Annotated in this window: 17 protein-coding genes; 6 read left to right on the top strand and 11 right to left on the bottom strand. The window is 68.9% G+C overall.

Translation table 11 applies throughout. The features are described from left to right. Nucleotides 1-3: 3 nt before the first annotated feature. The 6 genes from rpsJ to rpsL all read right to left on the bottom strand — a co-directional run bounded on the left by rpsJ (nt 4) and on the right by rpsL (nt 6,165). Complete coding sequence (gene rpsJ / locus LZ604_RS07175) at nt 4-312, bottom strand: 30S ribosomal protein S10 (RefSeq protein ID WP_003948644.1); 309 nt, start codon at nt 310-312, stop codon at nt 4-6. Nucleotides 313-721: 409 nt separating this feature from the next. Next, nucleotides 722-1,609 (bottom strand): hypothetical protein, encoded by an 888-nt coding sequence (locus tag LZ604_RS07180; RefSeq protein ID WP_234513446.1) that lies wholly within the window; start codon nt 1,607-1,609, stop codon nt 722-724. 209 nt (nt 1,610-1,818) lie between these two features. Next, a complete protein-coding gene (tuf, locus tag LZ604_RS07185; RefSeq protein WP_234513447.1) occupies nt 1,819-3,012 on the bottom strand; it encodes an elongation factor Tu in 1,194 nt (397 codons plus the stop codon). Nucleotides 3,013-3,154: 142 nt separating this feature from the next. Continuing rightward, complete coding sequence (gene fusA, locus LZ604_RS07190; protein WP_234513448.1) at nt 3,155-5,281, bottom strand: elongation factor G; 2,127 nt, start codon at nt 5,279-5,281, stop codon at nt 3,155-3,157. Nucleotides 5,282-5,320: 39 nt separating this feature from the next. Next, nucleotides 5,321-5,791: a 30S ribosomal protein S7 gene (gene rpsG / locus LZ604_RS07195; RefSeq protein WP_009330725.1), complete on the bottom strand. Its 471-nt coding sequence runs from the start codon at nt 5,789-5,791 to the stop codon at nt 5,321-5,323. A gap of 2 nt (nt 5,792-5,793) precedes the next feature. Beyond that, nucleotides 5,794-6,165: a 30S ribosomal protein S12 gene (rpsL, locus tag LZ604_RS07200; protein WP_003948652.1), complete on the bottom strand. Its 372-nt coding sequence runs from the start codon at nt 6,163-6,165 to the stop codon at nt 5,794-5,796. A 451-nt stretch (nt 6,166-6,616) separates the two neighbouring features. Between rpsL and LZ604_RS07205 the strand changes: the two genes are divergently transcribed. The 6 genes from LZ604_RS07205 to LZ604_RS07230 all read left to right on the top strand — a co-directional run bounded on the left by LZ604_RS07205 (nt 6,617) and on the right by LZ604_RS07230 (nt 14,573). Then, nucleotides 6,617-7,357 (top strand): Crp/Fnr family transcriptional regulator, encoded by a 741-nt coding sequence (locus LZ604_RS07205; RefSeq protein WP_372482101.1) that lies wholly within the window; start codon nt 6,617-6,619, stop codon nt 7,355-7,357. A 162-nt stretch (nt 7,358-7,519) separates the two neighbouring features. Then, entirely contained in the window at nt 7,520-8,401 is an 882-nt protein-coding gene (locus LZ604_RS07210; RefSeq protein ID WP_234513450.1) for a hypothetical protein, read from the top strand. Continuing rightward, nucleotides 8,398-10,608, top strand: a complete 2,211-nt coding sequence (locus LZ604_RS07215; RefSeq protein WP_234513451.1) for a hypothetical protein — start codon at nt 8,398-8,400, stop codon at nt 10,606-10,608. The genes LZ604_RS07210 and LZ604_RS07215 overlap by 4 nt, the downstream gene beginning before the upstream one ends. 146 nt (nt 10,609-10,754) lie before the next feature. Then, on the top strand, nt 10,755-12,479 hold the full coding sequence (locus tag LZ604_RS07220) for a hypothetical protein (protein ID WP_234513453.1): 1,725 nt from the start codon (nt 10,755-10,757) through the stop codon (nt 12,477-12,479). Beyond that, on the top strand, nt 12,476-13,036 hold the full coding sequence (locus LZ604_RS07225; protein WP_234513454.1) for a Pycsar system effector family protein: 561 nt from the start codon (nt 12,476-12,478) through the stop codon (nt 13,034-13,036). The genes LZ604_RS07220 and LZ604_RS07225 overlap by 4 nt, the downstream gene beginning before the upstream one ends. Before the next feature lie 619 nt (nt 13,037-13,655). Next, nucleotides 13,656-14,573 (top strand): M48 family metalloprotease, encoded by a 918-nt coding sequence (locus LZ604_RS07230; protein WP_234513455.1) that lies wholly within the window; start codon nt 13,656-13,658, stop codon nt 14,571-14,573. Nucleotides 14,574-14,654: 81 nt separating this feature from the next. Here the strand turns inward: LZ604_RS07230 and LZ604_RS07235 are convergent, their stop codons facing one another. The 5 genes from LZ604_RS07235 to LZ604_RS07255 form a co-directional block, all read right to left on the bottom strand. After that, nucleotides 14,655-18,554: a DNA-directed RNA polymerase subunit beta' gene (locus LZ604_RS07235; protein ID WP_234513456.1), complete on the bottom strand. Its 3,900-nt coding sequence runs from the start codon at nt 18,552-18,554 to the stop codon at nt 14,655-14,657. Nucleotides 18,555-18,651: 97 nt separating this feature from the next. After that, nucleotides 18,652-22,140, bottom strand: a complete 3,489-nt coding sequence (gene rpoB / locus LZ604_RS07240; protein ID WP_234513457.1) for a DNA-directed RNA polymerase subunit beta — start codon at nt 22,138-22,140, stop codon at nt 18,652-18,654. Between the two features lie 731 nt (nt 22,141-22,871). Continuing rightward, nucleotides 22,872-23,258: a 50S ribosomal protein L7/L12 gene (gene rplL, locus LZ604_RS07245; protein WP_234513458.1), complete on the bottom strand. Its 387-nt coding sequence runs from the start codon at nt 23,256-23,258 to the stop codon at nt 22,872-22,874. A 111-nt stretch (nt 23,259-23,369) separates the two neighbouring features. Further along, nucleotides 23,370-23,900: a 50S ribosomal protein L10 gene (gene rplJ / locus LZ604_RS07250; protein WP_234513459.1), complete on the bottom strand. Its 531-nt coding sequence runs from the start codon at nt 23,898-23,900 to the stop codon at nt 23,370-23,372. Between the two features lie 290 nt (nt 23,901-24,190). Then, nucleotides 24,191-25,057, bottom strand: coding sequence for an SCO4651 family lipoprotein (locus tag LZ604_RS07255; protein WP_234513460.1), 867 nt, complete (start codon nt 25,055-25,057; stop codon nt 24,191-24,193). Nucleotides 25,058-25,130: the final 73 nt, after the last annotated feature.

Raw genomic sequence — 25,130 nt, forward strand, 5'->3', positions numbered from 1 at the left:
GCCTCAGAGCTTGATCTCGATGTCGACACCGGCCGGGAGGTCGAGTCGCATCAGAGAGTCAACGGTCTTGGGGGTCGGGTCGAGGATGTCGATCAGGCGCTTGTGCGTGCGCATCTCGAAGTGCTCGCGCGAGTCCTTGTACTTGTGCGGCGACTTGATGACGCAGTACACGTTCTTCTCAGTGGGCAGCGGCACCGGGCCCGCGACCGACGCACCAGTACGGGTCACCGTCTCGACGATCTTCTTCGCCGAGGAGTCGATGACCTCGTGGTCGTAGGCCTTGAGCCGGATGCGGATCTTCTGTCCCGCCATGGCTACTTCGTAGTCCTGTCTCTTCTCACGCTCTGGAACCCGGCGGTCCAGCCCCTCTTCGCCGACCCACGCGGTCGGGCGTGTCGCTTCCCCGCTGACATGGATGCCCCTTGTCCGAACATCCCTGCCGGAGATTGCGCACGGCCCTGCCGGAACCGTGGGACCGAGGGCGGATAGCCCACCGGGTGCCTGGCCGGTGCCGCGCCCACGCTTCCCGGAAGATTCCCGTACGTCCGCCCCAGCGCTGCCGTGAGGCAGTTAGGACGACGAGTACTGTGGGACTCGCTTCCGGTCCTCCCGGCGGGAGGCGCGCAGCATCAACACTCGACCGAGCAACCCCGCTAGTCTGCCATACGGAGCGGGGGCCTGGCCAATCGAGCCGGAGAGAATACCCCCGGAGTGACCAGGGTCAAACCCGGGCGCCCGTCCGGCCCTGCGCCGACGCGCGTCCGCCCGGCGGCTCCGCCTCCCCCCGGGGGCCGACGAGGCCGGTGGGGAGCGGGGAACGGGTGCCGTTCCGGTCGCCCGGGCCCCCGTCGTCCTGACCGGGAGCGGGGGTGCCGCCCTGACCCGGCGCGTGGGGGCAGCGCCAGATGCAGTACCCGCAAGGGGGCGCCCCCGCCACACCGGGCGCGGGGACACCCGCAGCACCCGCGTCGTCGCCGCGCTCCTCGGCAGGCGCGTACCCGAACGTGATGGTCCCGACGCCCTGGGCGAAGCGCCGGTACTGCCGGTCCGCCTGCTCTCGCAGTCTGCGCTGGCCGCGCCCCCGCAGATAGTCCGCGAACCGCTGGAAGTAGCTGTCCCTGCAGCGCTCGAACGTCGCGTCCAGTGCCACCAGGGCCGCTTCCAGGCCGGGCAGATCACGCCGGCGAACCTGAGCGATCTGCCGGGGCGACGGCGTCCGGGCCAGGGCGTCGATCCTCTCGCCCAGCTTTCCCAGCGTCCGCAGGAAGGTGTGAATGCCCTCCTCGTAGCTGCGAAGCTCGGCGCGCAGGGACTCGGCCACCTGCTCGTCAGGCCGCGCGTTCTCCGCCTTCTCCCGGAAGAGCCGGTCCCGCTCGCCGGCCGTCCGCTCGACCGGTGCCGACGCCCTCCGCAGGAGCTCCAGCGCCTCCTGGCAGTCCGTCACCGCGGCCCGGGCCACTGCTCTGACCTGACCGCAGTAGGCGCTCAGGGCCATCAGGGGTTCCCTGTAGTCCTTGTGGCTCCTGCGGTTTCCACGCTCGCGCGCGAGGGCCGCCGCCCCGAGAACTCCCACAGTGGTGATCAGAGTCCCGACGATCTCGCCCTGCACGGTTCCCCCTTCGCGCAGCCGAGCGGTGTCACGGCCTTCCCGCATGGTAGGTGGACGGCGGGCTCCTGGGACAGATGGCGGCGCGGGTGCCGGGAGCGCGCAGGGGGAGGACCCTCGGCGCCGTCGCGGCGGAGAACGCGAAGAGGCCCGCACGACCGGAGTCGTACGGGCCTCTTCAGGTCAACGGGTGACCCTCAAGCAAGAGGTACTTACTTGACGATCTTGGTGACCTGGCCGGCGCCCACCGTGCGGCCACCCTCGCGGATGGCGAACTTCAGGCCCTCTTCCATGGCGACGGGCTGGATGAGCTCCACCTTCATCTCGGTGTTGTCACCCGGCATGACCATCTCGGTGCCCTCGGGGAGGGTCACGACGCCGGTCACGTCCGTCGTACGGAAGTAGAACTGCGGACGGTAGTTGTTGAAGAACGGCGTGTGGCGGCCACCCTCGTCCTTGGAGAGGATGTAGGCCTGCGCCTCGAACTCGGTGTGCGGGGTGACCGAGCCCGGCTTGATGATGACCTGGCCGCGCTCGACGTCCTCGCGCTTGATGCCACGGAGCAGCAGACCGACGTTCTCACCGGCCTGGCCCTCGTCGAGCAGCTTGCGGAACATCTCGATGCCGGTGACCGTGGTGGAGGTCTTCTCCGGCTTGATGCCGATGATGTCGACGGTCTCGTTGACCTTGAGGACACCACGCTCGATACGGCCGGTGACGACCGTACCGCGACCGGTGATGGTGAAGACGTCCTCGATCGGCATCAGGAACGGCTTGTCGACGTCGCGCTCCGGCTGCGGGATCGACTCGTCGACGGCCGCCATCAGGTTGAGGACGGAGTCCACCCACTCCTTCTCGCCCTCGAGGGCCTTCAGAGCGGAGACCTTGACGACCGGAACGTCGTCGCCCGGGAACTCGTACTCGGTGAGGAGCTCACGGACCTCGAGCTCGACGAGCTCCAGGATCTCCTCGTCGTCCACCATGTCGGCCTTGTTCAGGGCGACGACGATGTACGGAACGCCGACCTGGCGGGCCAGGAGCACGTGCTCCTTGGTCTGCGGCATCGGGCCGTCGGTGGCGGCGACCACCAGGATCGCGCCGTCCATCTGGGCGGCACCGGTGATCATGTTCTTGATGTAGTCCGCGTGACCCGGGCAGTCAACGTGGGCGTAGTGACGCGACTCGGTCTGGTACTCGACGTGCGCGATGGAGATGGTGATACCGCGCTGACGCTCCTCGGGCGCCTTGTCGATGTTGTCGAACGGGGTGGCCTCGTTCAGGTCCGGGTACGCGTCGTGCAGCACCTTGGTAATGGCGGCCGTGAGGGTCGTCTTACCGTGGTCGATGTGACCGATGGTGCCGATGTTGACGTGCGGCTTAGTCCGCTCGAACTTCGCCTTCGCCACTGGGGTCCTCCTGTGGAGTGGTTCTGTACGCCTTACTCATCGGCGCCAGGTGATCTTTGCTGGGGTGCCGCTCGCCGGGGTCCTTCGCGAGGAAGAACCCCCGGCGGTCGGTGTCAAGCCTAAAGCGTGTAAACGGGGTGCGTTACTCGCCCTTGGCCTTCGCGATGATCTCCTCGGCGACGTTCCGCGGAACCTCGGCGTAGGAGTCGAACTGCATCGAGTAGCTCGCGCGACCCGACGTCTTGCTGCGGAGGTCGCCGACGTAGCCGAACATCTCCGACAGCGGAACCAGGCCCTTCACGACACGGGCGCCGGCACGCTCCTCCATGGCCTGGATCTGGCCACGGCGGGAGTTGATGTCACCGATGACCTCACCCATGTAGTCCTCGGGCGTGGTGACCTCGACGGCCATCATCGGCTCGAGCAGCACAGGGCTGGCCTTGCGGGCGGCCTCCTTGAAGGCCTGCGAACCAGCGATCTTGAACGCCAGCTCGGAGGAGTCGACCTCGTGGTAGCCACCGTCGAGCAGGATGACACGCACGCCGGTCATCTCGTAACCGGCGAGGATGCCGAACTGCATGGCCTCCTGGGCACCGGCGTCGACCGAAGGGATGTACTCCTTCGGGATACGGCCACCGGTGACCTGGTTCACGAACTCGTACGAGGTGTCGCCGGCCTCGAGAGGCTCGATGGCGATCTGCACCTTGGCGAACTGGCCGGTACCACCAGTCTGCTTCTTGTGCGTGTAGTCGACGCGCTCGACGGCCTTGCGGATCGTCTCACGGTACGCGACCTGGGGCTTGCCGACGTTGGCCTCGACCTTGAACTCACGGCGCATACGGTCGACCAGCACCTCGAGGTGCAGCTCGCCCATGCCACCGATGATGGTCTGGCCGGTCTCCTGGTCCGAGTGGACCTGGAACGACGGGTCCTCCTCGGCCAGGCGCTGGATCGCGACGCCCAGCTTCTCCTGGTCGCCCTTCGACTTGGGCTCGATGGCGACCTGGATGACCGGCGCCGGGAAGTCCATGGACTCCAGGATGACCGGCTTCTTGTCGTCGCTCAGCGTCTCACCGGTGGTGGTCTGCTTGAGGCCCATGACGGCGACGATGTCGCCGGCGCCCACCGACTCGATCTCCTCACGCTTGTTGGCGTGCATGCGATAGATCTTGCCGATGCGCTCCTTCTTGCCCTTGACGGAGTTCAGCACCGAAGAGCCGGACTCCAGGCGGCCCGAGTACACCCGGACGAAGGTGAGCTTGCCCAGGTGGGGGTCGCTCATGATCTTGAACGCCAGCGCCGAGAGGGGCTCCTCGTCGGACGGCTTGCGCTTGACGACCTCCTCCGGGTCGTTGACGGCGTGGCCCTCGATGGCCTCGACGTCGAGCGGGGAGGGGAGGTAGCGCACGACCGCGTCGAGCAGGGGCTGAACGCCCTTGTTCTTGAACGCGGTGCCGCAGAACACCGGGGTGACGGTGGTGCCGGTGCCCTTGCCGGACGCGATGGTGATACGACGGATCGCCGCGTACAGCTGCTCCTCGGAGGGCTCCTCGCCCTCCAGGTACAGCTCCATCAGCTCCTCGTCGTTCTCCGCGACGGCCTCGAGCAGCTTGCCGCGCCACTCGTCGGCGGCCTCGGTGTGCGTGGCCGGGATGTCGACGATGTCGTACATCTCGCCCTTGGTCGCCTCGGCGGACCAGACGAGGGCCTTCATCTTCACGAGGTCGATGACGCCCTTGAAGTCCGCCTCCGCACCGATCGGCAGCTGCATGACCAGCGGCTGCGCACCCAGGCGGTCGGAGATCATGTCGACGCAGCGGTGGAACTCGGCACCGGTGCGGTCGAGCTTGTTGACGAAGCAGATGCGCGGAACGCCGTAGCGGTCCGCCTGACGCCACACCGTCTCGGACTGCGGCTCAACGCCGGCGACGCCGTCGAACACCGTCACGGCACCGTCGAGCACGCGCAGGGAGCGCTCCACCTCGACCGTGAAGTCGACGTGGCCCGGGGTGTCGATGATGTTGATGGTGTGGTCGACGTTCTCCAGCGGCCAGTGACAGGTGGTGGCAGCAGAGGTGATCGTGATGCCACGCTCCTGCTCCTGCTCCATCCAGTCCATGGTGGCAGCGCCGTCGTGGACCTCACCGATCTTGTACGAAACGCCGGTGTAGAACAGGATCCGCTCGGTGGTGGTCGTCTTGCCCGCGTCGATGTGGGCCATGATGCCGATGTTGCGCACCTTGGCCAGGTCAAGCGAAGTGGTAGCCATAAGGCTTCAGTCTTCTCTCGGTCTCGATGTGGACTGCGACTACCAGCGGTAGTGCGCGAAGGCCTTGTTGGACTCGGCCATCTTGTGCGTGTCCTCGCGCTTCTTCACAGCGGCACCGAGGCCGTTGCTGGCGTCGAGGAGCTCGTTGAGCAGACGCTCGGTCATGGTCTTCTCGCGACGGGCGCGGGAGTAACCGACCAGCCAGCGCAGCGCCAGGGTGTTGGCACGGCCGGGCTTGACCTCGACCGGGACCTGGTAGGTGGCGCCACCGACACGGCGGGACTTGACCTCGAGGGTCGGCTTGATGTTCTCGAGAGCGCGCTTGAGCGTGATGACCGGGTCGTTGCCGGTCTTGTCGCGCAGGCCCTCCATGGCGCCGTAGACGATGCGCTCGGCGGTGGAGCGCTTGCCGTTCAGCAGCACCTTGTTGATCAGGGAGGTCACCAGAGGAGAACCGTAGACCGGGTCGATGATGACCGGGCGCTTCGGGGCGGGGCCCTTACGAGGCATTCTTACTTCTCCTTCTTGGCGCCGTAACGGCTGCGGGCCTGCTTGCGGTTCTTGACACCCTGGGTGTCGAGGGAGCCACGGATGATCTTGTAGCGAACACCCGGCAGGTCCTTCACACGGCCGCCACGCACGAGCACGATGGAGTGCTCCTGCAGGTTGTGTCCCTCACCCGGAATGTAAGCGGTGACCTCGATCCCGCTGGTCAGACGCACACGCGCGACCTTACGCAGGGCCGAGTTCGGCTTCTTCGGGGTGGTCGTGAACACACGCGTGCAGACGCCACGACGCTGAGGGGAACCCTCGAGTGCGGGCGTCTTGTTCTTCTCGACCTTGTCCTGCCGGCCCTTGCGGACCAGCTGCTGGATCGTAGGCACTACTTCTCCGGTTTCTGTGTGCCGATGGGTACAGCTAACCTGGAACTTCGCCGACCCACGCGGTCGGGTGTGTCGAATCCCGCAGACTCCCGCCGGAAGGCGTGAAGGGCGCAGATTACGGTGGCCGGTCACGACTCCGTGTGCGGTTTGAAGGCACGCACGAGAGCCAGGGCACACCCCAGGCACAAGGTCTGAGCGTACCTACCGCACGGACTTCGGTCAAAACAAATGGAGTCCCCCGCGACACGCCGGACTTTCCACCTCCCCGCCCGGGTTTCCTCCCCGTTCGCCCGTGGCCCGGCCACGGGCGACGCGGACAGTGGAGCGGCAGGTCGGAAGCCACCCGGGCCCCTTCGGACACCCATGGCCGAATCGCGCCCTTCCCCGCCACGCGGTCTTGCGCTTTGAGTACGTTGATCCGTCCGCTGGGGCGAGGAATCGGGGGATGGGCATGGCGACACCGGGGACACCGACGGCGGCGTACTCGCCGGACGACGGCGGTCTGGACGACCGCGTGCCCTTCCTGGCGCGTCTGGAGGCCGAGGACCGCTCGGCGCTGCTGGCACTCGGCCGCGAGCTGACCTTCGCTCCGCGCATGGTGCTGGTGCACCAGCACGAGCCCTCGTCCCACGTCCTCTTTCTCGTGCACGGCTGGACGAAGGTCACCGCATCGGCGGCCAACGGCTACGAGGCGCTGCTCGCGCTGCGCGGGCCCGGCGACATCGTGGGCGAGTCGGCCGCGCTGACCGGGCGGCCGCGGTCGGCGACGGTGACCGCGCTGGAACCGGTGCGGGCGACGGCCGTGGAGCACGAGCGGTTCAAGGACTTCCTGAACCGCTCCCCCGCCGTCTCGTTCGCCCTGCTGGGACTGACCGCGGACCGCACCCGCGCGGCCGACCGGCGCCGGCTGGAGTTCGCGTCCATGAGCGTGCGGGAGCGTTTCGCCGTCCTCCTGCTGGACCTCGCCCGTACCCACGGCCGCCGTACACCCGACGGCATCGAGCTGTCCGTACCGCTGAGCAAACAGGAGCTGGCCGGCTCGGTGGGCGCCTCGCGGGAGATGGTGCAGCGGCTGCTGCGCGAGCTGCGGGACCGGGAAGCGGTGGTCACGGGCCGCCGCACGCTGCTGATTCGCCGCCCCGACCTGCTCCGTCGCATCGCGGCTGCGGGCCCCACCCCGGACGGCTCCTGACCGCGGTGATCGCCGGAGGGTGACGGCACAAGCCTCCACCGGCGTCCCGTCCGGCGCTCTGTGCACACGGTCACATTCCAAGTGCGTCATCCGCCCTCACCACGGAGGAATCCGCGCGGCCAGTCTTCTGCCCTGCACCGCGTACCCCCTCGAGAGGCGACCATGACCGATCCCGTGAGCCGCACGATCCTGTTGCTGGACATCGAGAGGTTCAGCGACCGGGACGACGTGGAGCAGGCGTATCTGCGGCGCATGCTCTACGACATCACCGACCGCACGCTGGAAGCCGCCGGCATCGACGAGACCCGGCGGCTGCGGGCCGACCGCGGTGACTCGGTGATGGAACTCATCGACGCGAGCGCCCCGGTCACGGCCCTGCTGCGGGCCCTGCTCACGGACGTCCCGGCGCACCTGCGGACGGTCAACCGCATGGCGTCCCGCTCCGCGCAGATGCGGCTGCGCGGCGTCCTCGCCACCGGTTTCGTCGCGATCGACGAGCTCGACGGCTGGGTCGGCTCCGATCTGAACCACGCCTGCCGGCTGCTGGACGCCCGGCTGCTGCGTGACGCACTGCGCGAGCGGACCGACGACTTCGCGCTGTGCGTATCGGACGCCCTGTACGCCGGGGTCGTGCGCCACGACCACGTGGGCATCCCGGCCGCCGACTTCCACCCGGTGACGGTGGAGAGCAAGAACGGCCCTCTGAAGGCATGGCTGCACGGGCCGGTGCCCGGCGCCACGGCCACGGACGGCCGTAAGGACCACGGTGACACGGGGGCGGGGGAGGCGCCGGGCGGTTCGGGGGGCCGCCCGGCGCCGCGGGTGGCCCCGCGGGGCGAGGACCCCGAGGAACCCGAGGACCGCCCGGCGCCGGCCGGATCAGGGGGAGCCCCGGCGCCGGGCCCTGTCGTCAACATCCAGGGCTCCACGTTCAGCGGCGGCCTGGTCGGCGGCCACCAGTACGGCGGCATCAGCGGCGGCCACTTCTCCGGTGAAGTCGTCCTCGGCGAGAGCGGCGACCGCGAGCGGGGCGGGCGCGCATGAGCACACCCGAGACGGGGGCTCCCCCGCACCCGGCACCCGGCGCCGGGACCCCGGCCAAGGACCAGGCCCCGGGCGACCCCGCGCCCGCCGCCGACGACACCGCACGCGGCGACGAGGGCGAGTCCGAGGAGCGCGACCAGCCGCAGAACGCCTGGTCGGCGCGGCGGGACCTGGTCGACCACAGCCCGCGGTCCATGAACGTCGGCGCCCGGGCCCGCTTCAGCGGCGGGCTGCTCGGTGGCGACCAGCACGGCGGCATCAGCGGCGGCCACTTCTCCGGCGATGTCTTCCTCGGCAGCAAGACGGAGATCTACCAGCTCGCGGTCCCCGGCCCCACCGCGGCCGCCGCCTCCGGCGAGGTCCCGCGGGCCACCCTGGAGGAGCTGGCGGGCCGGTTCGTCGCCGACGAGGAGCTGATGTCCCGTCTGCTGGTCCGGCTGCGCCAGGACCGCGTCCTGGTGCTCTCCGGCGGCCGCTTCACCGGCCGGCGCACCGCCGGCCTGATGCTGCTGCACCGCCTCGGCGCACTCCCCGTGCGCACGCTGGTCCGCGACACCAGCCCGAGCGGCCTGGCCGACCGGGTCGGCGGCGAGCAGGCCCGCGGGCACCTCCTGTGCGACCTCGCCCCGCGCCGCGACGAGCCGCTGCGCTGGACCCATCTGCTGGCGGCCCGCGACCGCCTCGCCGGACGGGATGCGTACCTCGTCGTCACCCTCGATCCCGGCGCGGCCCTGGACGATGTGACCGCCGAGGAGTGGCGCCCGCCGGCCGCCGACGACGTCCTCGCCGCCCATCTGCGTGCCCGCGGCGACGAGGAGACGGCCGCGAAGCTGCTCGGCCTGCCGCAGGTGGCCGACTTCCTGGAGCGCAGCCACCAGCCGCGCGAGGCGGCCGCCTTCGCGCAGCTGCTCGGCCGCTATGCCGCCGGGGAGGTCGCCGAGGACGCCGTCGCCCAGTTCTCGCTGGTCTCGCTGGAGAGCCAGGTCCAGGAGTGGTTCGAGGAGGACGAGTCCTCTCTCCATCTGCGGGACAAGGCGTTCCTCGTCGCGCTGGCCGCCTTCGACGGCAGCCCGTACGCGCTGACCGCAGAACTCAGCGACCTGCTCTACCGCTTCCTCCAGGAGACCGAGAATCCGGCACGCGTGCCGGAGGTCCCCGTCTTCGGCACCCACGTCGGCAAGCGACTCCAACGGGCACGCGCCGAGAAGTACTTGGACGACGAGCACACCGAGTGGGGCCCGGTCACCCAGCAGAACGCCAGATTCCGCGACGAGCGGGCCTCCCTGGTGCTGCTGCGCGAGGTGTGGACCGGGCACCCGTCCGCCCGCCCGGCCCTCATCCGCTGGCTGCGCCGGCTCGCCGACGACGGCCGCCCCCTGGTCCGCACCCGCGCCGCCTCCACCGTCGCCGTCCTCGCCCGCACCGACCTGCCGTCGGCGATGGCACTGGTCATCGAGCCATGGGGCACCTCCAAGCGGTTCCGGCACCGGCTCGTCGCCGTCAACGCCCTCACGCTCGCCCATCTCATCGACACGCCCAACATCCCCCGCATCCTCGACACCTGGTGCGAGGGCGGCGACCCGCGGCTGCGCTGGGTGGCGGTGCGGGCGTACGGGCTGATCGGCCCGGAGCGCCCGGAACAGGCCCTGGCCGCACTGCGCGGCGCCGTACGGCGGCTGTACGCGGACGCGCCGGACGACATCGACGGCGAGCTGGCGCGCGAACTCGCGGAGGCGGTGGAACTCCTGCTGCTGTCGTCCGCGAGTGAGACGGTCCTCAGGGAGCTGCGCGGCCATCTGGACGACGACCGGGCCGTGCACGACCTCACGCTCGGCGGGTTCGTCGGCGCCTGCAAGCGCACCGAGAACGACGACGAGCGCTACGGCACTCCGCTGATCCTCGGCTGGTACGCCCGTTCGGCGGCCGGGGGCGGCGCGGCCGCGCAGGACATCCCGTGCCTGTGGCGGGCCGCACTGTCCGATCCGCGCACCACCCGGCACGCGCTCGACACGCTGCGCGAGTGGGTGCTGATCGCCGACCGGTCCACGACGGTCGAGTGGGCGCTGGCCTCGCTGCTGCCCACGCTCGTCACCACGCCCGCCGAGCACCAGCGGCTGAGCCATCTGCTGCGGACCATGCCCGGCGAGGACGGCGCTCCCCCGCCGCAGGTCGCTGCCCGTCTGCTCACCACACTGCCCACCCGCTGAGCCCGCCCGCACCCCATACGTCCGCCCGCACCTCCCCCATACGTCCGCCCGCACCTCCCCCATACGTCCGCCCGCACCTCCCCCATACGTCCGCCCGCACGTCCTTTCGCACGTCCACCGGTACGTCCCGAGGAGCCATACGCACCATGCCCACCTTCCACCGCCAGCCCGAGTGGCAGCAGTCGGCGGACCGGCACACACAGCTGGTCGACCCGGTGCTCACCGTCCGCCAGCTGTCGCGCTTCGAGCTCAACCTGAGACAGCTGGTCCGCATCGACCACGCACTCGTCTTCTCCACCCCGAAGGGCTCCTACGAGGCGTACCTGCCACCTCGGCGCCCGACGCGCGCCGAGGTCGCCGCGAACCGGTACACGGCCGTGTACGAGGTGGACATGGGCGTCCATCCGTGGACCGCCGAACTCGCGCTGCCCAGCGACAACGACGCCTTCGAGTTCACGGCCGAGGTCGACCTCTCCTGGCAGGTCGTGGACCCGGCCCGGTTCGTGGCGAGCGGACACCGGGACGTGCCGGGACTGATCCTCGGCGAACTCCAGCAGGCCGCCCGGCCGGTGACCCGCCGCTTCGCCATCACCGACAGCGCGGCGGCCGAACAAGAGCTGCTCCAGGCGGTCACCGTGCTGGGGCCGCTCGGGGCGCCCGCGGGGCTCCAGGTCACCTGGACCCTGCGCATCAAACGCGACAAGGCCAACATCGAGCACCAGCAGCGGTTGCAGGCCATCGACCACTCCGCCGCCCAGCAGATCCGCGCGACCCAGCGGGGCATGGACGTCGACGCCGAGGCGGACCGCCGCCACCGGCAGCAGGACGCCTTCCAGATCGAACGGGCGATGGCATACGGCACCCAGCAGCAGGAACTGATGCTCCAACAGCAGCGGTGGCAGCATGAGCAGGCCCTGCTGCACAGCGGACAGCAGCATCAGCTCGCTCTGCAACAGGGGCAGCAGGAGCTGGAACTCCAGCAGATCGAGGCCCAGAAGATCGACTTCTACCAGTGGCACCTCCAGCAGGGCGGCGTCCACGCCTGGGCGCTTCACCTCGCCCAGCACCCGGAGGACTCGCGGCTCGTGATGTCCAGCATGCGCGAGGACCAACTCCGCATGATCCAGTCGCAGATGGAGCTGGTACGGCAGCTTCTGAACGGTGACGCGGCGGAAGGCTACGAGCTGGAGGGGCCCAAGCAGCTTGCCCTCCGCACGGTCAACGACATCCTCACCCAACGGCTCCCCGGCGTCCCCCAGACCCCGCACCCGCTGCCCGAGGGAACAGGGCCGGCCTATCCGGGGACGGCCGAGCCGTCCGAAGCCGTGGATGCCGCTTGGCAGGGCGGCGCTCCGTCGGACGAGGTCCCCGGCGGGCCTTCCTACGCGCCGCCGATGCCTACTGCCACCCCGTTCCCCCCTCCGGTTCCGGGGGCGCCGTCGTACACACCTCCGGTCCCGGGCGCGCCGTCCTACACACCGCCGGTCCAGGGCGTCCCTCCGTTCCCGCCACCGGCCCCGGCCGCCGCGCCCTTCACACCGCCGCTCCCGGGTACCCCGCCCTTCCCGTCGCCGGTCCCGGGCGCGCCGCAGCCCTGGCCAGCGGCCACACCGTACGGAACCGACGGCGCACCTGGGGGTGCACAGCAGGGCGCGCACGGCCCGCAGGCCCCGGCCTGGCAGCCCCCGCCCGGCTACGGCACCACACCCACCATGCCCGACCGGCCGGCCCCGGCGAACCCGGCCGATGCCACGGTTCCGGGCGGTGCCGAAGGTCCCGGGAACACCGAGGACCCCGACGACACCCGCGGTACCCACCCGTCGGGGCGGCCCGGTGGAACCGGGAACGGGACCGGAACGGGCGGCACATGACCGTCCCAGGACCCGCGCCCGCCCCGCCCGCCGGCGGCCCCGGCGCCGACCCCACCGAGGACCCCGCCGCACTGCCCCGGCTCTGTGAGCGACTCCTCACCGAACTGCGGGCCGAGATCGCCCGGGCCGACGGCAAGGCGTCGGTCCTGGTCGCCGCCCTCGGTATGACCGCCGGTGTCTTCAGCGGACTGCTCGCCGGACGGAACCGGACCCCGACGGCGCTCTCCGGGCCGGGCACCGTGCTGTGGTGGGCCGGGGCCGTGTGCCTCGCCCTCTCGCTGCTCGCCCTGCTGCTCGCCGTACTCCCCCGCTACCGCTCTGGGACCTGGGTGCCCGGCCTGCCCCTGTCCTACTTCGGCGACATCCAGCAGGCCGTCCGCCAGGGCCACTTGGAGAGCGCGCTCACAGCCACCGAACGCCTCCCCACGGCCGGCCTGACCAGGGCGCTCACCGAGACGAGCCGGATCGCCGCGCGCAAGCACCAGTGGATCCGGGCGGGTCTCGTCGCCTTCGGCGCCGGCACGGTCCTGCTGCCCGCCTCCCTGCTGATCGGCTGACCCGCCGCATCGCAGCCGTCCCCGCACCCGCACGTGAAGGAACGAAACGACCATGTCGCAACCGCAACCGGTCCCGCCGGAGTATCCCGGCTCGCCGGCCCAGCCCGCCGCACAGCAGCCGATAGCGCGGCCGCACCACCCCGAACAGCCACCCGCGTACCCGCAGACGGGCCCTGCCCCGCAGTACCCGCAGACGGGCCCGGCCCCGCAGTACCCGCAGACGAGCCCGGCCCCGCAGTACCCGGAATCGGGCCCCGCCCCGCAGCACCCCCAGGCCCCAGAGCCCCCGCAGTACCCCCAGACGGCAGCCCCGCCCCCGTACCCGTCATCCACCCCGGCCCCGGCCCCACCGCCGTACCCGCAGACAACCCCTCCCCCGTACCCGCAGACAGCGCCACCGCCGCACTCTCCGCAGGCCGGCGCGACTCCCCCCTATCCGCAAGCCGCTGCGCCTCCTCCCGCATACCCGGAAGCGGCCTCCGCTCCTCCGTATCCCGAGGCCGGCTTCACGCCTCCGTACGCCCAGTCCACCCCCGCTCCGGAGCATCCCCGGCCGGCCCCGCCCCTCTCCCCCGACGACCCGGCGCACCCGCATCACATCAGTACCGATCACGGTCGGGTGCACCTGTCCAAGGACCAGCGCCGCACCGACGCCACCGCCGTCGGCAATCTCCTGCTCCACCTGCCGAACTTTCTGTGCAGCCTCTTCGTGGTCGCCCTGGTCTCCGCCTTCTTCGGCGACTTCGCGTTCCTGGTGATCCTCGTCTGGCTCGCCAGCGGCGCACTCGTGTTCCACCGCCCCACCGAAAGCGCCCTCGCGCGCCGTCTGCTCCGTCTGCGCTACCCCACACCACAGGAACGAGCCAAACTCGAACCGGTGTGGCGCATGGTCACGGCCCGCGCCGGTATCGAGGGCCGCGCCTACGAGCTGTGGGTGGAGGACAGCGACAGCCTGAACGCGGTCGCCGCGGCCGGCCACATCGTCGGCGTCACCCGCTTCGCCATGAACCAGCTGCCCAACGGCGAGCTGGCCGCCGTACTGGCGCACGAGCTGGGCCACCACGTCGGTGGCCACGCGTGGTCCTCGCTGCTCGGCTACTGGTACGCGCTGCCCGGCAGGGTGGCCTGGCGCCTCCTCAAGGCGTTCTCCGGCTTCGTGTTCAAGGTGTCCCGGGCGTTCGGCTGCTTCGGCGTCGCCTTCGTGGTGTTGTTCATGGGCGGCATCGCCCTGGCGACGATCAGCACCCTCTACGGACTGCCGCTGCTGCTCCTGGGCGTTCCCTACGCGCTGGCCGCCGTCGGCCGCCGCGCCGAGCTGCGCGCCGACGAACACGCGGCCGCCCTCGGCTTCGCCCCGATGCTGGCCGCCGTGCTGGACAAGCTGCACCAGCAGGAGCAGCGGACGGCGGCCGAGCTGGCCGCGCGGAACGGGGGCACCCCCGTGGAGGAGGGTGCCCTCGCCAAGCTGCTCTCCTCGCACCCGGACTACCACACCCGGCTGCACCACCTTCAGCCGTACCTCCAGCCGGGGCGCTGAACCCCGCCGCGGACCGGTCCCCGGACACGCCGAAGGGCGGTCACCCCGCAAGGTGACCGCCCTTCGGTTCAGGCTGCTCGCTTACTGGTTGTACGGACCGTAGTCGTAGTCCTCCAGCGGCACGGCCTGGCCGGAGCCCGCGCCGAACGGCGAGTAGTCGATGTCGTCGTAGCCGACGGCCGAGTACATCGCGGCCTTGGCCTCCTCGGTCGGCTCGACCCGGATGTTGCGGTAGCGGGACAGACCCGTACCGGCCGGGATGAGCTTACCGATGATGACGTTCTCCTTGAGGCCGATCAGGGAGTCGGACTTGGCGTTGATCGCCGCGTCCGTGAGGACCCTGGTCGTCTCCTGGAAGGACGCCGCCGACAGCCAGGACTCGGTCGCCAGCGAGGCCTTGGTGATACCCATGAGCTGCGGACGACCGGAGGCCGGGTGACCGCCCTCCTGGACCACACGACGGTTCTCCTGCTCGAACTTCGAGCGCTCGACCAGCTCGCCGGGCAGCAGCTCGGCATCGCCGGACTCGATGATCGTCACACGGCGGAGCATCTGCCGGATGATGATCTCGATGTGCTTGTCGTGGATCGACACACCCTGCGAGTTGTACACCTTCTGGACCTCGCCGACCAGGTGGACCTGGACGGCACGCTGGCCCAGGATGCGCAGCACGTCGTGCGGGTTGGTGGCACCCACGGTGAGCTTCTGGCCCACCTCGACGTGCTCGCCCTCGCTGACCAGGAGTCGGGCGCGCTTCGAGATCGGGTACGCCGTCTCGTCGCTGCCGTCGTCCGGCGTGATGACGATCTTCTTGGTCTTCTCGGTCTCCTCGATCCGCACGCGGCCCTGGGCCTCGGAGATCGGGGCGACACCCTTCGGGGTACGGGCCTCGAAGAGCTCGACGACACGCGGCAGACCCTGGGTGATGTCGTCACCGGCCACACCACCGGTGTGGAAGGTACGCATCGTCAGCTGGGTACCGGGCTCACCGATGGACTGGGCGGCGATGATGCCGACCGCCTCACCGATGTCGACCAGCTTGCCGGTGGCCAGCGAACGGCCGTAGCACATGGCGCAGGTGCCGACGGCGGACTCACAGGTCAGGACCGAGCGGGTCTTGACCTCCGAGACGCCACGGGCGACGAGCTCCTCGATGAGGACGTCACCCAGGTCGGTACCGGCCGGGGCCAGCACCTGACCGTCGACGACGATGTCCTCGGCGAGGCAGCGCGCGTACACGGACGTCTCGACGTTCTCCGCCTTGCGCAGCACGCCGTCCGCGCCGACCTCCGCGATGTGGAGCTTGAGGCCACGCTCGGTGCCGCAGTCCTCCTCGCGGATGATGACGTCCTGGGAGACGTCGACCAGACGACGGGTGAGGTAACCCGAGTCGGCGGTACGCAGAGCGGTGTCCGCCAGACCCTTACGGGCACCGTGCGTGGAGATGAAGTACTCCAGCACGGACAGACCCTCACGGAAGGACGCCTTGATCGGACGCGGGATCGTCTCGTTCTTCGCGTTCGACACCAGACCACGCATACCGGCAATCTGACGCATCTGCATCATGTTGCCTCGTGCACCCGAGTTCACCATCATGAAGATCGGGTTGGTCTTCGGGAAGTTGTCGTTCATCGCCTCGGCGACCTCGTTGGTCGCCTTGGTCCAGATCGCGATGAGCTCCTGCGTGCGCTCGTCCTTGGTGATCAGACCGCGCTCGTACTGCTTCTGGACCTTCTCGTCCTGCGCCTCGTAGCCCTTGACGATCTCCTTCTTCGCCTCGGGAACGACGACGTCGGAGATGGCGACGGTGACGCCGGAACGGGTGGCCCAGTAGAAGCCGGCCGCCTTCAGGTTGTCGAGCGTGGCCGCCACGATGACCTTGGGGTAGCGCTCGGCGAGGTCGTTGACGATCTCGGAGAGCTGCTTCTTGCCGACCTCGTAGTCGACGAACGGGTAGTCCTCGGGCAGCAGCTCGTTGAAGAGCGCACGGCCCAGCGTGGTCCTCAGACGGAAGCTGTCACCCTGCTGCCACTCCGGCTCGCCCTCCTCCTGGGCCGGCGGGGTCCAGCCGCGCGGCGGGATGGTGCCCACCGGGAAGCGGATGTCCACGCGCGACTGCAGCGAGAGCTCGCCGGCGTCGAACGCCATGATCGCCTCGGCCACGGACGCGAAGGAGCGGTCCTCGCCCTTCACGTTCCGCATCTCGCCGTCCGTGGTCAGGAAGAACAGACCGAGGACCATGTCCTGGGTCGGCATCGTGACCGGGCGGCCGTCGGCCGGCTTGAGGATGTTGTTCGAGGACAGCATCAGGATGCGGGCCTCGGCCTGCGCCTCCGCGGACAGCGGCAGGTGCACGGCCATCTGGTCACCGTCGAAGTCCGCGTTGAACGCGGTGCAGACGAGCGGGTGGATCTGGATGGCCTTGCCCTCGACCAGCTGCGGCTCGAAGGCCTGGATGCCGAGGCGGTGCAGCGTGGGCGCACGGTTCAGCAGAACCGGGTGCTCCGCGATGACCTCTTCCAGCACGTCGTACACGACCGTGCGGCCGCGCTCGACCATGCGCTTGGCGCTCTTGATGTTCTGCGCGTGGTTCAGGTCGACCAGGCGCTTCATCACGAACGGCTTGAACAGCTCCAGCGCCATCGCCTTCGGCAGACCGCACTGGTGCAGCTTCAGCTGCGGACCGACGACGATCACGGAACGCGCCGAGTAGTCGACACGCTTGCCGAGCAGGTTCTGACGGAAACGACCCTGCTTGCCCTTCAGCATGTCGCTGAGGGACTTCAGCGGGCGGTTGCCGGGGCCCGTCACCGGGCGGCCGCGACGGCCGTTGTCGAAGAGGGCGTCAACAGCCTCCTGAAGCATGCGCTTCTCGTTGTTGACGATGATCTCCGGGGCACCGAGGTCCAGGAGCCTCTTCAGACGGTTGTTGCGGTTGATCACACGGCGGTACAGGTCGTTCAGGTCGGAGGTCGCGAAGCGGCCACCGTCCAGCTGCACCATCGGACGCAGGTCCGGCGGGATGACCGGCACGCAGTCCAGGACCATGCCCTTGGGGCTGTTGGACGTCTGCAGGAACGCGGAGACGACCTTCAGGCGCTTGAGGGCACGGGTCTTCTTCTGGCCCTTGCCGGTGCGGATGATCTCGCGAAGCCGCTCGGCCTCCTCCTCGAGGTCGAAGGACTCCAGGCGCTTCTGCAGCGCCGCGGCACCCATCGAACCGTCGAAGTACGTGCCGAAGCGGTCACGCAGCTCGCGGTAGAGCAGCTCGTCGCCCTCGAGGTCCTGGACCTTGAGGTTCTTGAACCGGGTCCACACCTCGTCGAGGCGGTCGATCTCGCGCTGCGCACGGTCGCGCAGCTGCTTCATCTCCCGCTCGGCACCCTCGCGCACCTTGCGGCGCACATCGGCCTTGGCGCCCTCGGCCTCCAGCTCGGCGAGGTCCGTCTCGAGCTTCTTGGCGCGGGCCTCCAGGTCGGCGTCGCGACGGTTCTCGATCTGCTGCCGCTCGACGGAGACATGTGCCTCCAGGGAGGGCAGGTCACGCGTGCGGCGCTCCTCGTCGACGTACGTGATCATGTACGCCGCGAAGTAGATGACCTTCTCCAGGTCCTTCGGGGCGAGGTCGAGCAGGTAGCCCAGCCGCGACGGAACGCCCTTGAAGTACCAGATGTGCGTGACGGGAGCGGCCAGCTCGATGTGGCCCATCCGCTCACGGCGCACCTTGGCGCGCGTGACCTCGACGCCACAGCGCTCACAGATGATGCCCTTGAAGCGGACACGCTTGTACTTGCCGCAGTAGCACTCCCAGTCCCGGGTCGGACCGAAGATCTTCTCGCAGAAGAGTCCGTCCTTTTCGGGCTTGAGGGTGCGGTAGTTGATGGTCTCGGGCTTCTTGACCTCGCCGTGGCTCCACTGACGGATGTCGTCCGCGGTGGCCAGGCCGATCCGGAGCTCGTCGAAGAAGTTGACGTCGAGCACTATGCGTCAATCCCTCTCAGGGTCGTGAGTCTTTGGTCTGAAACGGGGGCCTGGGGGTCGGCGGGGCCCTGTGGGTGAGGGCCCCGCCGGACTCCCGTCAGACCTCTTCGACGCTGCTCGGCTCGCGCCGGGACAGGTCGATGCCGAGCTCCTCCGCAGCGCGGAAGACGTCCTCGTCGGTGTCACGCATCTCGATGGACATACCGTCGCTGGACAGCACCTCCACGTTCAGGCACAGGGACTGCATCTCCTTGATGAGCACCTTGAAGGACTCGGGGATGCCGGGCTCGGGGATGTTCTCGCCCTTGACGATGGCCTCGTAGACCTTCACGCGGCCGGTGACGTCGTCGGACTTGATGGTCAGCAGCTCCTGGAGGGCGTACGCGGCGCCGTAGGCCTCGAGGGCCCACACCTCCATCTCGCCGAAGCGCTGGCCACCGAACTGGGCCTTACCGCCCAGCGGCTGCTGGGTGATCATCGAGTACGGACCGGTCGAGCGGGCGTGCAGCTTGTCGTCGACCAGGTGGTGCAGCTTCAGGATGTACATGTAGCCGACCGAGATCGGGTCCGGGAACGGCTCACCGGAGCGGCCGTCGAACAGCCGCGCCTTGCCGGACGGGAGGACCAGGCGGTCACCGTCGCGGTTCGGGATGGTGTGCTGGAGCAGACCCGCCAGCTCGTCCTCGCGGGCACCGTCGAAGACCGGGGTCGCGACGTTGGTGCGCGGGTCGACCTGGTCGGCGCCGATCGCCTGCAGGCGCTGGGCCCACTCGTCGGCCAGACCGGACACGTCCCAGCCACGGCTGGCGAGCCAGCCGAGGTGGATCTCCAGGACCTGTCCCGGGTTCATTCGGGACGGCACACCCAGCGGGTTGAGGATGATGTCGACCGGAGTTCCGTCCTCGAGGAACGGCATGTCCTCGATGGGCAGGATCTTGGAGATGACACCCTTGTTGCCGTGGCGGCCGGCGAGCTTGTCACCGTCGGTGATCTTGCGCTTCTGCGCGACGTAGACGCGAACCAGCTGGTTCACGCCCGGCGGCAGCTCGTCGCCCTCCTCGCGGTCGAAGACGCGCACACCGATGACCTTGCCGGTCTCGCCGTGCGGCACCTTCAGCGAGGTGTCACGGACCTCACGGGCCTTCTCACCGAAGATCGCGCGCAGCAGGCGCTCCTCGGGGGTCAGCTCGGTCTCACCCTTCGGGGTCACCTTGCCGACGAGGATGTCGCCGGCGATGACCTCGGCACCGATGCGGATGATGCCGCGCTCGTCGAGGTCGGCGAGGACCTCCTCGGAGACGTTCGGGATGTCCCGGGTGATCTCCTCGGGGCCGAGCTTGGTGTCACGGGCGTCGACCTCGTGCTCCTCGATGTGGATCGAGGAGAGGACGTCGTCCTGCACGAGGCGCTGCGACAGGATGATCGCGTCCTCGTAGTTGTGACCCTCCCACGGCATGAACGCCACGAGCAGGTTCTTGCCGAGCGCCATCTCGCCGTTCTGGGTGGCGGGACCGTCGGCGAGGACCTGGCCCTCGATGACGCGGTCGCCCTCGTTGACGACGACCTTCTGGTTGACCGAGGTGCCCTGGTTGGAACGGGCGAACTTGGCCAGGCGGTACGTGATGTACGTGCCGTCGTCGTTGGCGGTGGTGATGTAGTCCGCGGAGACCTCCTGGACCACACCGGCCTTCTCGGCCTTGACGACGTCGCCGGCGTCCACGGCGGAGCGGTACTCCATGCCGGTGCCGACGAGCGGGGCCTCCGACTGGATCAGCGGAACGGCCTGACGCATCATGTTCGCGCCCATGAGGGCACGGTTGGCGTCGTCGTGCTCGAGGAACGGGATCATGGCGGTCGCGACCGACACCATCTGGCGCGGCGAGACGTCCATGTAGTCCACGTCCTCGGGGGCGACGTAGTCGACCTCACCGCCACGGCGGCGCACCAGGACGCGGGCCTCGGCGAACCGGAGGTCCTCGGTCAGCGGCGCGTTGGCCTGGGCGATGACGAAGCGGTCCTCTTCGTCGGCCGTGAGGTAGTGGACCTCTTCGCTGACGACACCGTTCTCGTCGACCCTGCGGTACGGGGTCTCGACGAAACCGAACGCGTTGACCCGGCCGTAGGTGGCGAGCGAGCCGATCAGACCGATGTTCGGGCCTTCGGGGGTCTCGATCGGGCACATGCGGCCGTAGTGCGAGGGGTGCACGTCACGGACCTCGAAGCCGGCCCGCTCACGGGAGAGACCACCCGGGCCGAGCGCGGACAGACGACGCTTGTGCGTCAGCCCGGACAGCGGGTTGTTCTGGTCCATGAACTGGGACAGCTGGCTGGTGCCGAAGAACTCCTTGATGGAGGCGACGACCGGCCGGATGTTGATCAGGGTCTGCGGCGTGATCGCCTCGACGTCCTGGGTGGTCATGCGCTCGCGCACGACGCGCTCCATACGGGCCAGACCCGTGCGGACCTGGTTCTGGATGAGCTCGCCGACGCTGCGCAGGCGGCGGTTGCCGAAGTGGTCGATGTCGTCGGTCTCGACGACGACCTTCTGGCCGGTGTCGCCGACCGTCTCGGTCTCACCCGCGTGCAGCTTCACCAGGTACTTGATCGTCGCGATGATGTCCTCGACGGTCAGGATGCCCGCGTCCAGCGGGGTGTCCGTACCCAGCTTCTTGTTGACCTTGTAGCGGCCGACCTTGGCCAGGTCGTAGCGCTTCGGGTTGAAGTACAGGTTCTCCAGCAGCGTCTGCGCGGCCTCACGCGTGGGGGGCTCGCCCGGACGCAGCTTGCGGTAGATGTCGAGCAGCGCGTCGTCCTGGCCCTGGGTGTGGTCCTTCTCCAGGGTGGCGCGCATCGACTCGTACTCGCCGAACTCCTCGAGGATCTGCTCGGTGGTCCAGCCGAGCGCCTTCAGGAGGACGGTCACGGACTGCTTGCGCTTGCGGTCGATACGGACACCGACCATGTCGCGCTTGTCGATCTCCATCTCCAGCCAGGCACCCCGGGACGGGATGATCTTGGCGGAGAAGATGTCCTTGTCGGACGTCTTGTCGATGGAGGAGTCGAAGTAGACACCGGGGGAACGGACCAGCTGCGACACCACGACACGCTCGGTGCCGTTGATGACGAAAGTGCCCTTGTTCGTCATGAGCGGGAAGTCGCCCATGAAGACGGTCTGGGACTTGATCTCGCCGGTCTCGTTGTTGGTGAACTCGGCCGTGACGAAGAGGGGCGCGGCGTAGGTGAAGTCGCGCTCCTTGCACTCGTCGATCGAGTTCTTCGGCGGCTCGAAGCGGTGGTCCCGGAAGGTCAGCGACATCGACCCGGAGAAGTCCTCGATCGGGGAGATCTCCTCGAAGATCTCCTCCAGACCGGACTTGGTGGGGACGTCCTGACCGTTCTCCAGAGCCTCCTCGACGCGAGCCTTCCACGCGTCGTTGCCGAGCAGCCAGTCGAAGCTCTCGGTTTGCAGCGCGAGAAGGTTCGGAACCTCGAGGGGCTCCTTGATCTTTGCAAAGGAGATGCGCAGCGGGGCGGTGCTGGCGCCGTTGTTCGTATTCGCGGTCGAGGCAGTGCGCGAGGCGGCCAAGAGGGGGTCCTTCCGAGGGCTCGGACTCACTACGCGCGTACCGGTCCCCACCGGGCACAGAGATGGAAAGCCTCAGGTCAGAGACTCTTTATCGTCGGTGCTCAAGCGAGGGGCATGCTCCTGGTGACGGGCAGGAAGCAGCTGAAAGGCAGCGCAAAGGGTCAGTGTAGCCACTTGGCACACTGATGTCCAGTGCGGGTTTGCAGGCTCACGACGGAGGCCCTCGTTGTCCCTCAACACCTGCGGCAAGCCACGCCCTCGATGCACATCGATACTGCCCTCTTCGCCGTCGATCCATGCCTCGGATCCGGATCGTTGTGACGACGCGTCCTGAGAATTGCGCGCTGCGTGCAGTTCGTCAAGGCCTCCCATGGCCGAACCCGGTGCTGCCATCGTCACTTGCAGCGGTCACCGGGACCCTCGGGAGGCACGACGAAGATCACCATACTCCCCGCGGCGACGGCCGCAAGGCAGCCGCCACCGGACCCCCCGAACGGCGAAGAGCGACCACCCGGATGGATGATCGCCCTTCGCCGCGTTCGCGTTACAGCCCTACGGGTGAGCCGTGGCCGGAATCCCGCGGGTGCCGGCTACGGCGTTCGGGTGAACCGCGACCCGCACACGCGAAAGGGCCGTACGGAGCGAAGCCCCGTACGGCCCGGTGAGCCCTGCGCGGGCCCGGTGGTGGGCCCTGTGGGGGCCCGTGGGTCCCTGCGGGACCCGAGGAGGTGTTACTTGACCTCGACGGAGGCGCCGGCGCCCTTGAGGGCCTCGGCGGCCTTGTCGGCCTGCTCCTTGTTGACCTTCTCCAGGACCGGCTTCGGGGTGCCGTCGACCAGGTCCTTGGCCTCCTTCAGGCCGAGGGAGGTCAGCTCACGCACGACCTTGATGACCTGGATCTTCTTCTCGCCGGCGCCGGTGAGGATGACGTCGAACTCGTCCTTCTCCTCCTCGGCCTCGGCGGCCGGGGCACCGGGGACACCGGCGGCGGCGACGGCGACCGGAGCGGCGGCGGTGACGTCGAACTTCTCCTCGAACGCCTTCACGAACTCGGAGAGCTCGATGAGGGTCATCTCCTCGAACTGCGCGAGCAGGTCTTCCTGGGTGAGCTTCGCCATGATGGGCGATCCTTCCAATAAGTCGGCTGGTGCCGGATGTACATGTATGGCGGGCGTACGTTCGGCCCGCTACGACCGTCGCCTCAGGCGGCGGTCACTGCGCGAGCCGAATTACTCGGCACCGCCCTGCTCGGCCTGCTTGGCGCGAAGAGCGTCCACGGTGCGGACGAGCTTCGACGGCAGCGCCTGGAAGAGCGCGGCAGCCTGGGACTGCTTGCCCTTCATGGCACCGGCCAGCTTGCTGAGCAGAACCTCGCGGGACTCGAGGTCCGCAAGCTTCTTGATCTCGTCGGCGGACAGCGCCTTGCCTTCAAGGACACCGCCCTTGATGACGAGGTTCGGGTTGTCCTTGGCGAAGTCACGAAGACCCTTCGCCGACTCCACCGGGTCACCGGTGACGAAGGCGACCGCCGTCGGACCGTTGAACAGGTCGTCGAGCGTCGTGATCCCGGCCTCGTTGGCCGCAATCTTGGTCAGCGTGTTCTTCACCACGGCGTACTGGGCGTTCTCACCGAGCGAACGACGCAGCGTCTTGAGCTGCGCCACAGTGAGACCCCGGTACTCGGTCAGCACGGCGGCGTTCGAGCTGCGGAACTGCTCCGCGAGCTCGGCTACCGCGGCAGCCTTGTCGGGCCTTGCCATAGAGCGTCGGCCTCCTTCCGGGTGATGAGGACCGCTCGGAAGGGGCTGGGCAAAAACAAACGCCCCGGCGCAGGCGCACGGGGCGGACTCGACCGGCCGCACGCGCGGATCACGCACGCACTCCGGGAGTTCTTCCACTGTCACCTGCGCGGGCCGTCCGCAGTGCGGCGGATCCTTCGGTCACCGTGCTCTCGTCCGAGCGCACGGCAACGACCAGCGGTCTTTGGCTTCTGTAGGAGAGTACGGGAACGGATCGCCGACAGGCAAATCCGTTCCCGGGTGCCACGGGGTCAGCCCTGCCGGGCGCCCTTCATCATCTCGGCGAGGTCGGCCGTGTCCTTGGCGGACGGCGCCGTCACCGTCACCGGCTTGTTGTAGTCGAGGAAGGTGATGGTCATGTCCAGCGGGCCCTGGGTGGCGTCACCGCGCATCCGGAACTGCTTGGTGTGGTTGCTGCCGTCGATCCACATGTCCATGGCCATCTTGTCGGCGCCCATCTTGGCGTACTGGTCGAGGCTCTTCTCGCGCTGCGCGAGGGTGGCCTTGTCCAGCTTCTGGGCCTTGAGGTAGGCGCGCATGTCCGCGAGGGTGATGTCGCCCTTGTAGTGCGTCGTCTTCACGCCGTCGACGGTCTCTTCGCCGACCTTCGTCACATGCTTGGAGCTGGTGAGGAAGGTGGAGTCCTGGGCCGGGTTCTGGCCCGCCTGACCGGCCCCGAGCTGCTGGGTGTTCAGCTGCTTGTCCGCACCGAGCGCGGCCAGGTCGAACTTGATCCAGTGCTTGCCGCCCATCTCCTTGGCGGCCTCGGCACCCCCGCCGATGTACATCGCCTTGTCGACGAGCCGGATCTCGACCGGACCCTGGGTCTTCTGCTCCGAGGCCGTCATCTTCATGCTCATGGCCAGCGGCTTCACGCTCATCCGGGCCTCGGCCTGCACTTGGCCGGCGCCCGGCACCTTACCGGTCATCCGGTAGTGCATGGACGTGATCTTCCCGGTGGTCTTCGCGGCCTCGGCGACGGCCGCGGCGGGCGTCATCTCCGGCGACTTCTCCTCGGTGCCCTTCGAACAGGCGACCGCTCCGCCACCCAGGACCAGGGCCGCGATCACCGCGCCCGCCGCTCCGCGCTCCACCCGGTTCCGTACTGCAAAGGTCATGATTCCCCCCAAGAGAACCCACGGTTGATCCATGTCAAGACCGCGAGCTTATCCCGAAGGGCTGACAGTGGCG

The organism is Streptomyces glomeratus, from assembly GCF_021462825.1.
GTDB classification, from domain to species: Bacteria; Actinomycetota; Actinomycetes; order Streptomycetales; family Streptomycetaceae; genus Streptomyces; species Streptomyces glomeratus.

What these genes read in the sequence shown, in the direction of transcription:
- LZ604_RS07205 (WP_372482101.1), top strand. Translation starts at nt 6,617, where the DNA reads ATGGCGACACCGGGGACACCGACGGCGGCGTACTCGCCGGACGACGGC.
- LZ604_RS07215 (WP_234513451.1), top strand. Translation starts at nt 8,398, where the DNA reads ATGAGCACACCCGAGACGGGGGCTCCCCCGCACCCGGCACCCGGCGCC.
- LZ604_RS07210 (WP_234513450.1), top strand. Translation starts at nt 7,520, where the DNA reads ATGACCGATCCCGTGAGCCGCACGATCCTGTTGCTGGACATCGAGAGG.
- rplJ (WP_234513459.1), bottom strand. Translation starts at nt 23,900, where the DNA reads ATGGCAAGGCCCGACAAGGCTGCCGCGGTAGCCGAGCTCGCGGAGCAG.
- rpsJ (WP_003948644.1), bottom strand. Translation starts at nt 312, where the DNA reads ATGGCGGGACAGAAGATCCGCATCCGGCTCAAGGCCTACGACCACGAG.
- fusA (WP_234513448.1), bottom strand. Translation starts at nt 5,281, where the DNA reads ATGGCTACCACTTCGCTTGACCTGGCCAAGGTGCGCAACATCGGCATC.
- rplL (WP_234513458.1), bottom strand. Translation starts at nt 23,258, where the DNA reads ATGGCGAAGCTCACCCAGGAAGACCTGCTCGCGCAGTTCGAGGAGATG.
- LZ604_RS07225 (WP_234513454.1), top strand. Translation starts at nt 12,476, where the DNA reads ATGACCGTCCCAGGACCCGCGCCCGCCCCGCCCGCCGGCGGCCCCGGC.
- LZ604_RS07220 (WP_234513453.1), top strand. Translation starts at nt 10,755, where the DNA reads ATGCCCACCTTCCACCGCCAGCCCGAGTGGCAGCAGTCGGCGGACCGG.
- rpsG (WP_009330725.1), bottom strand. Translation starts at nt 5,791, where the DNA reads ATGCCTCGTAAGGGCCCCGCCCCGAAGCGCCCGGTCATCATCGACCCG.
- LZ604_RS07255 (WP_234513460.1), bottom strand. Translation starts at nt 25,057, where the DNA reads ATGACCTTTGCAGTACGGAACCGGGTGGAGCGCGGAGCGGCGGGCGCG.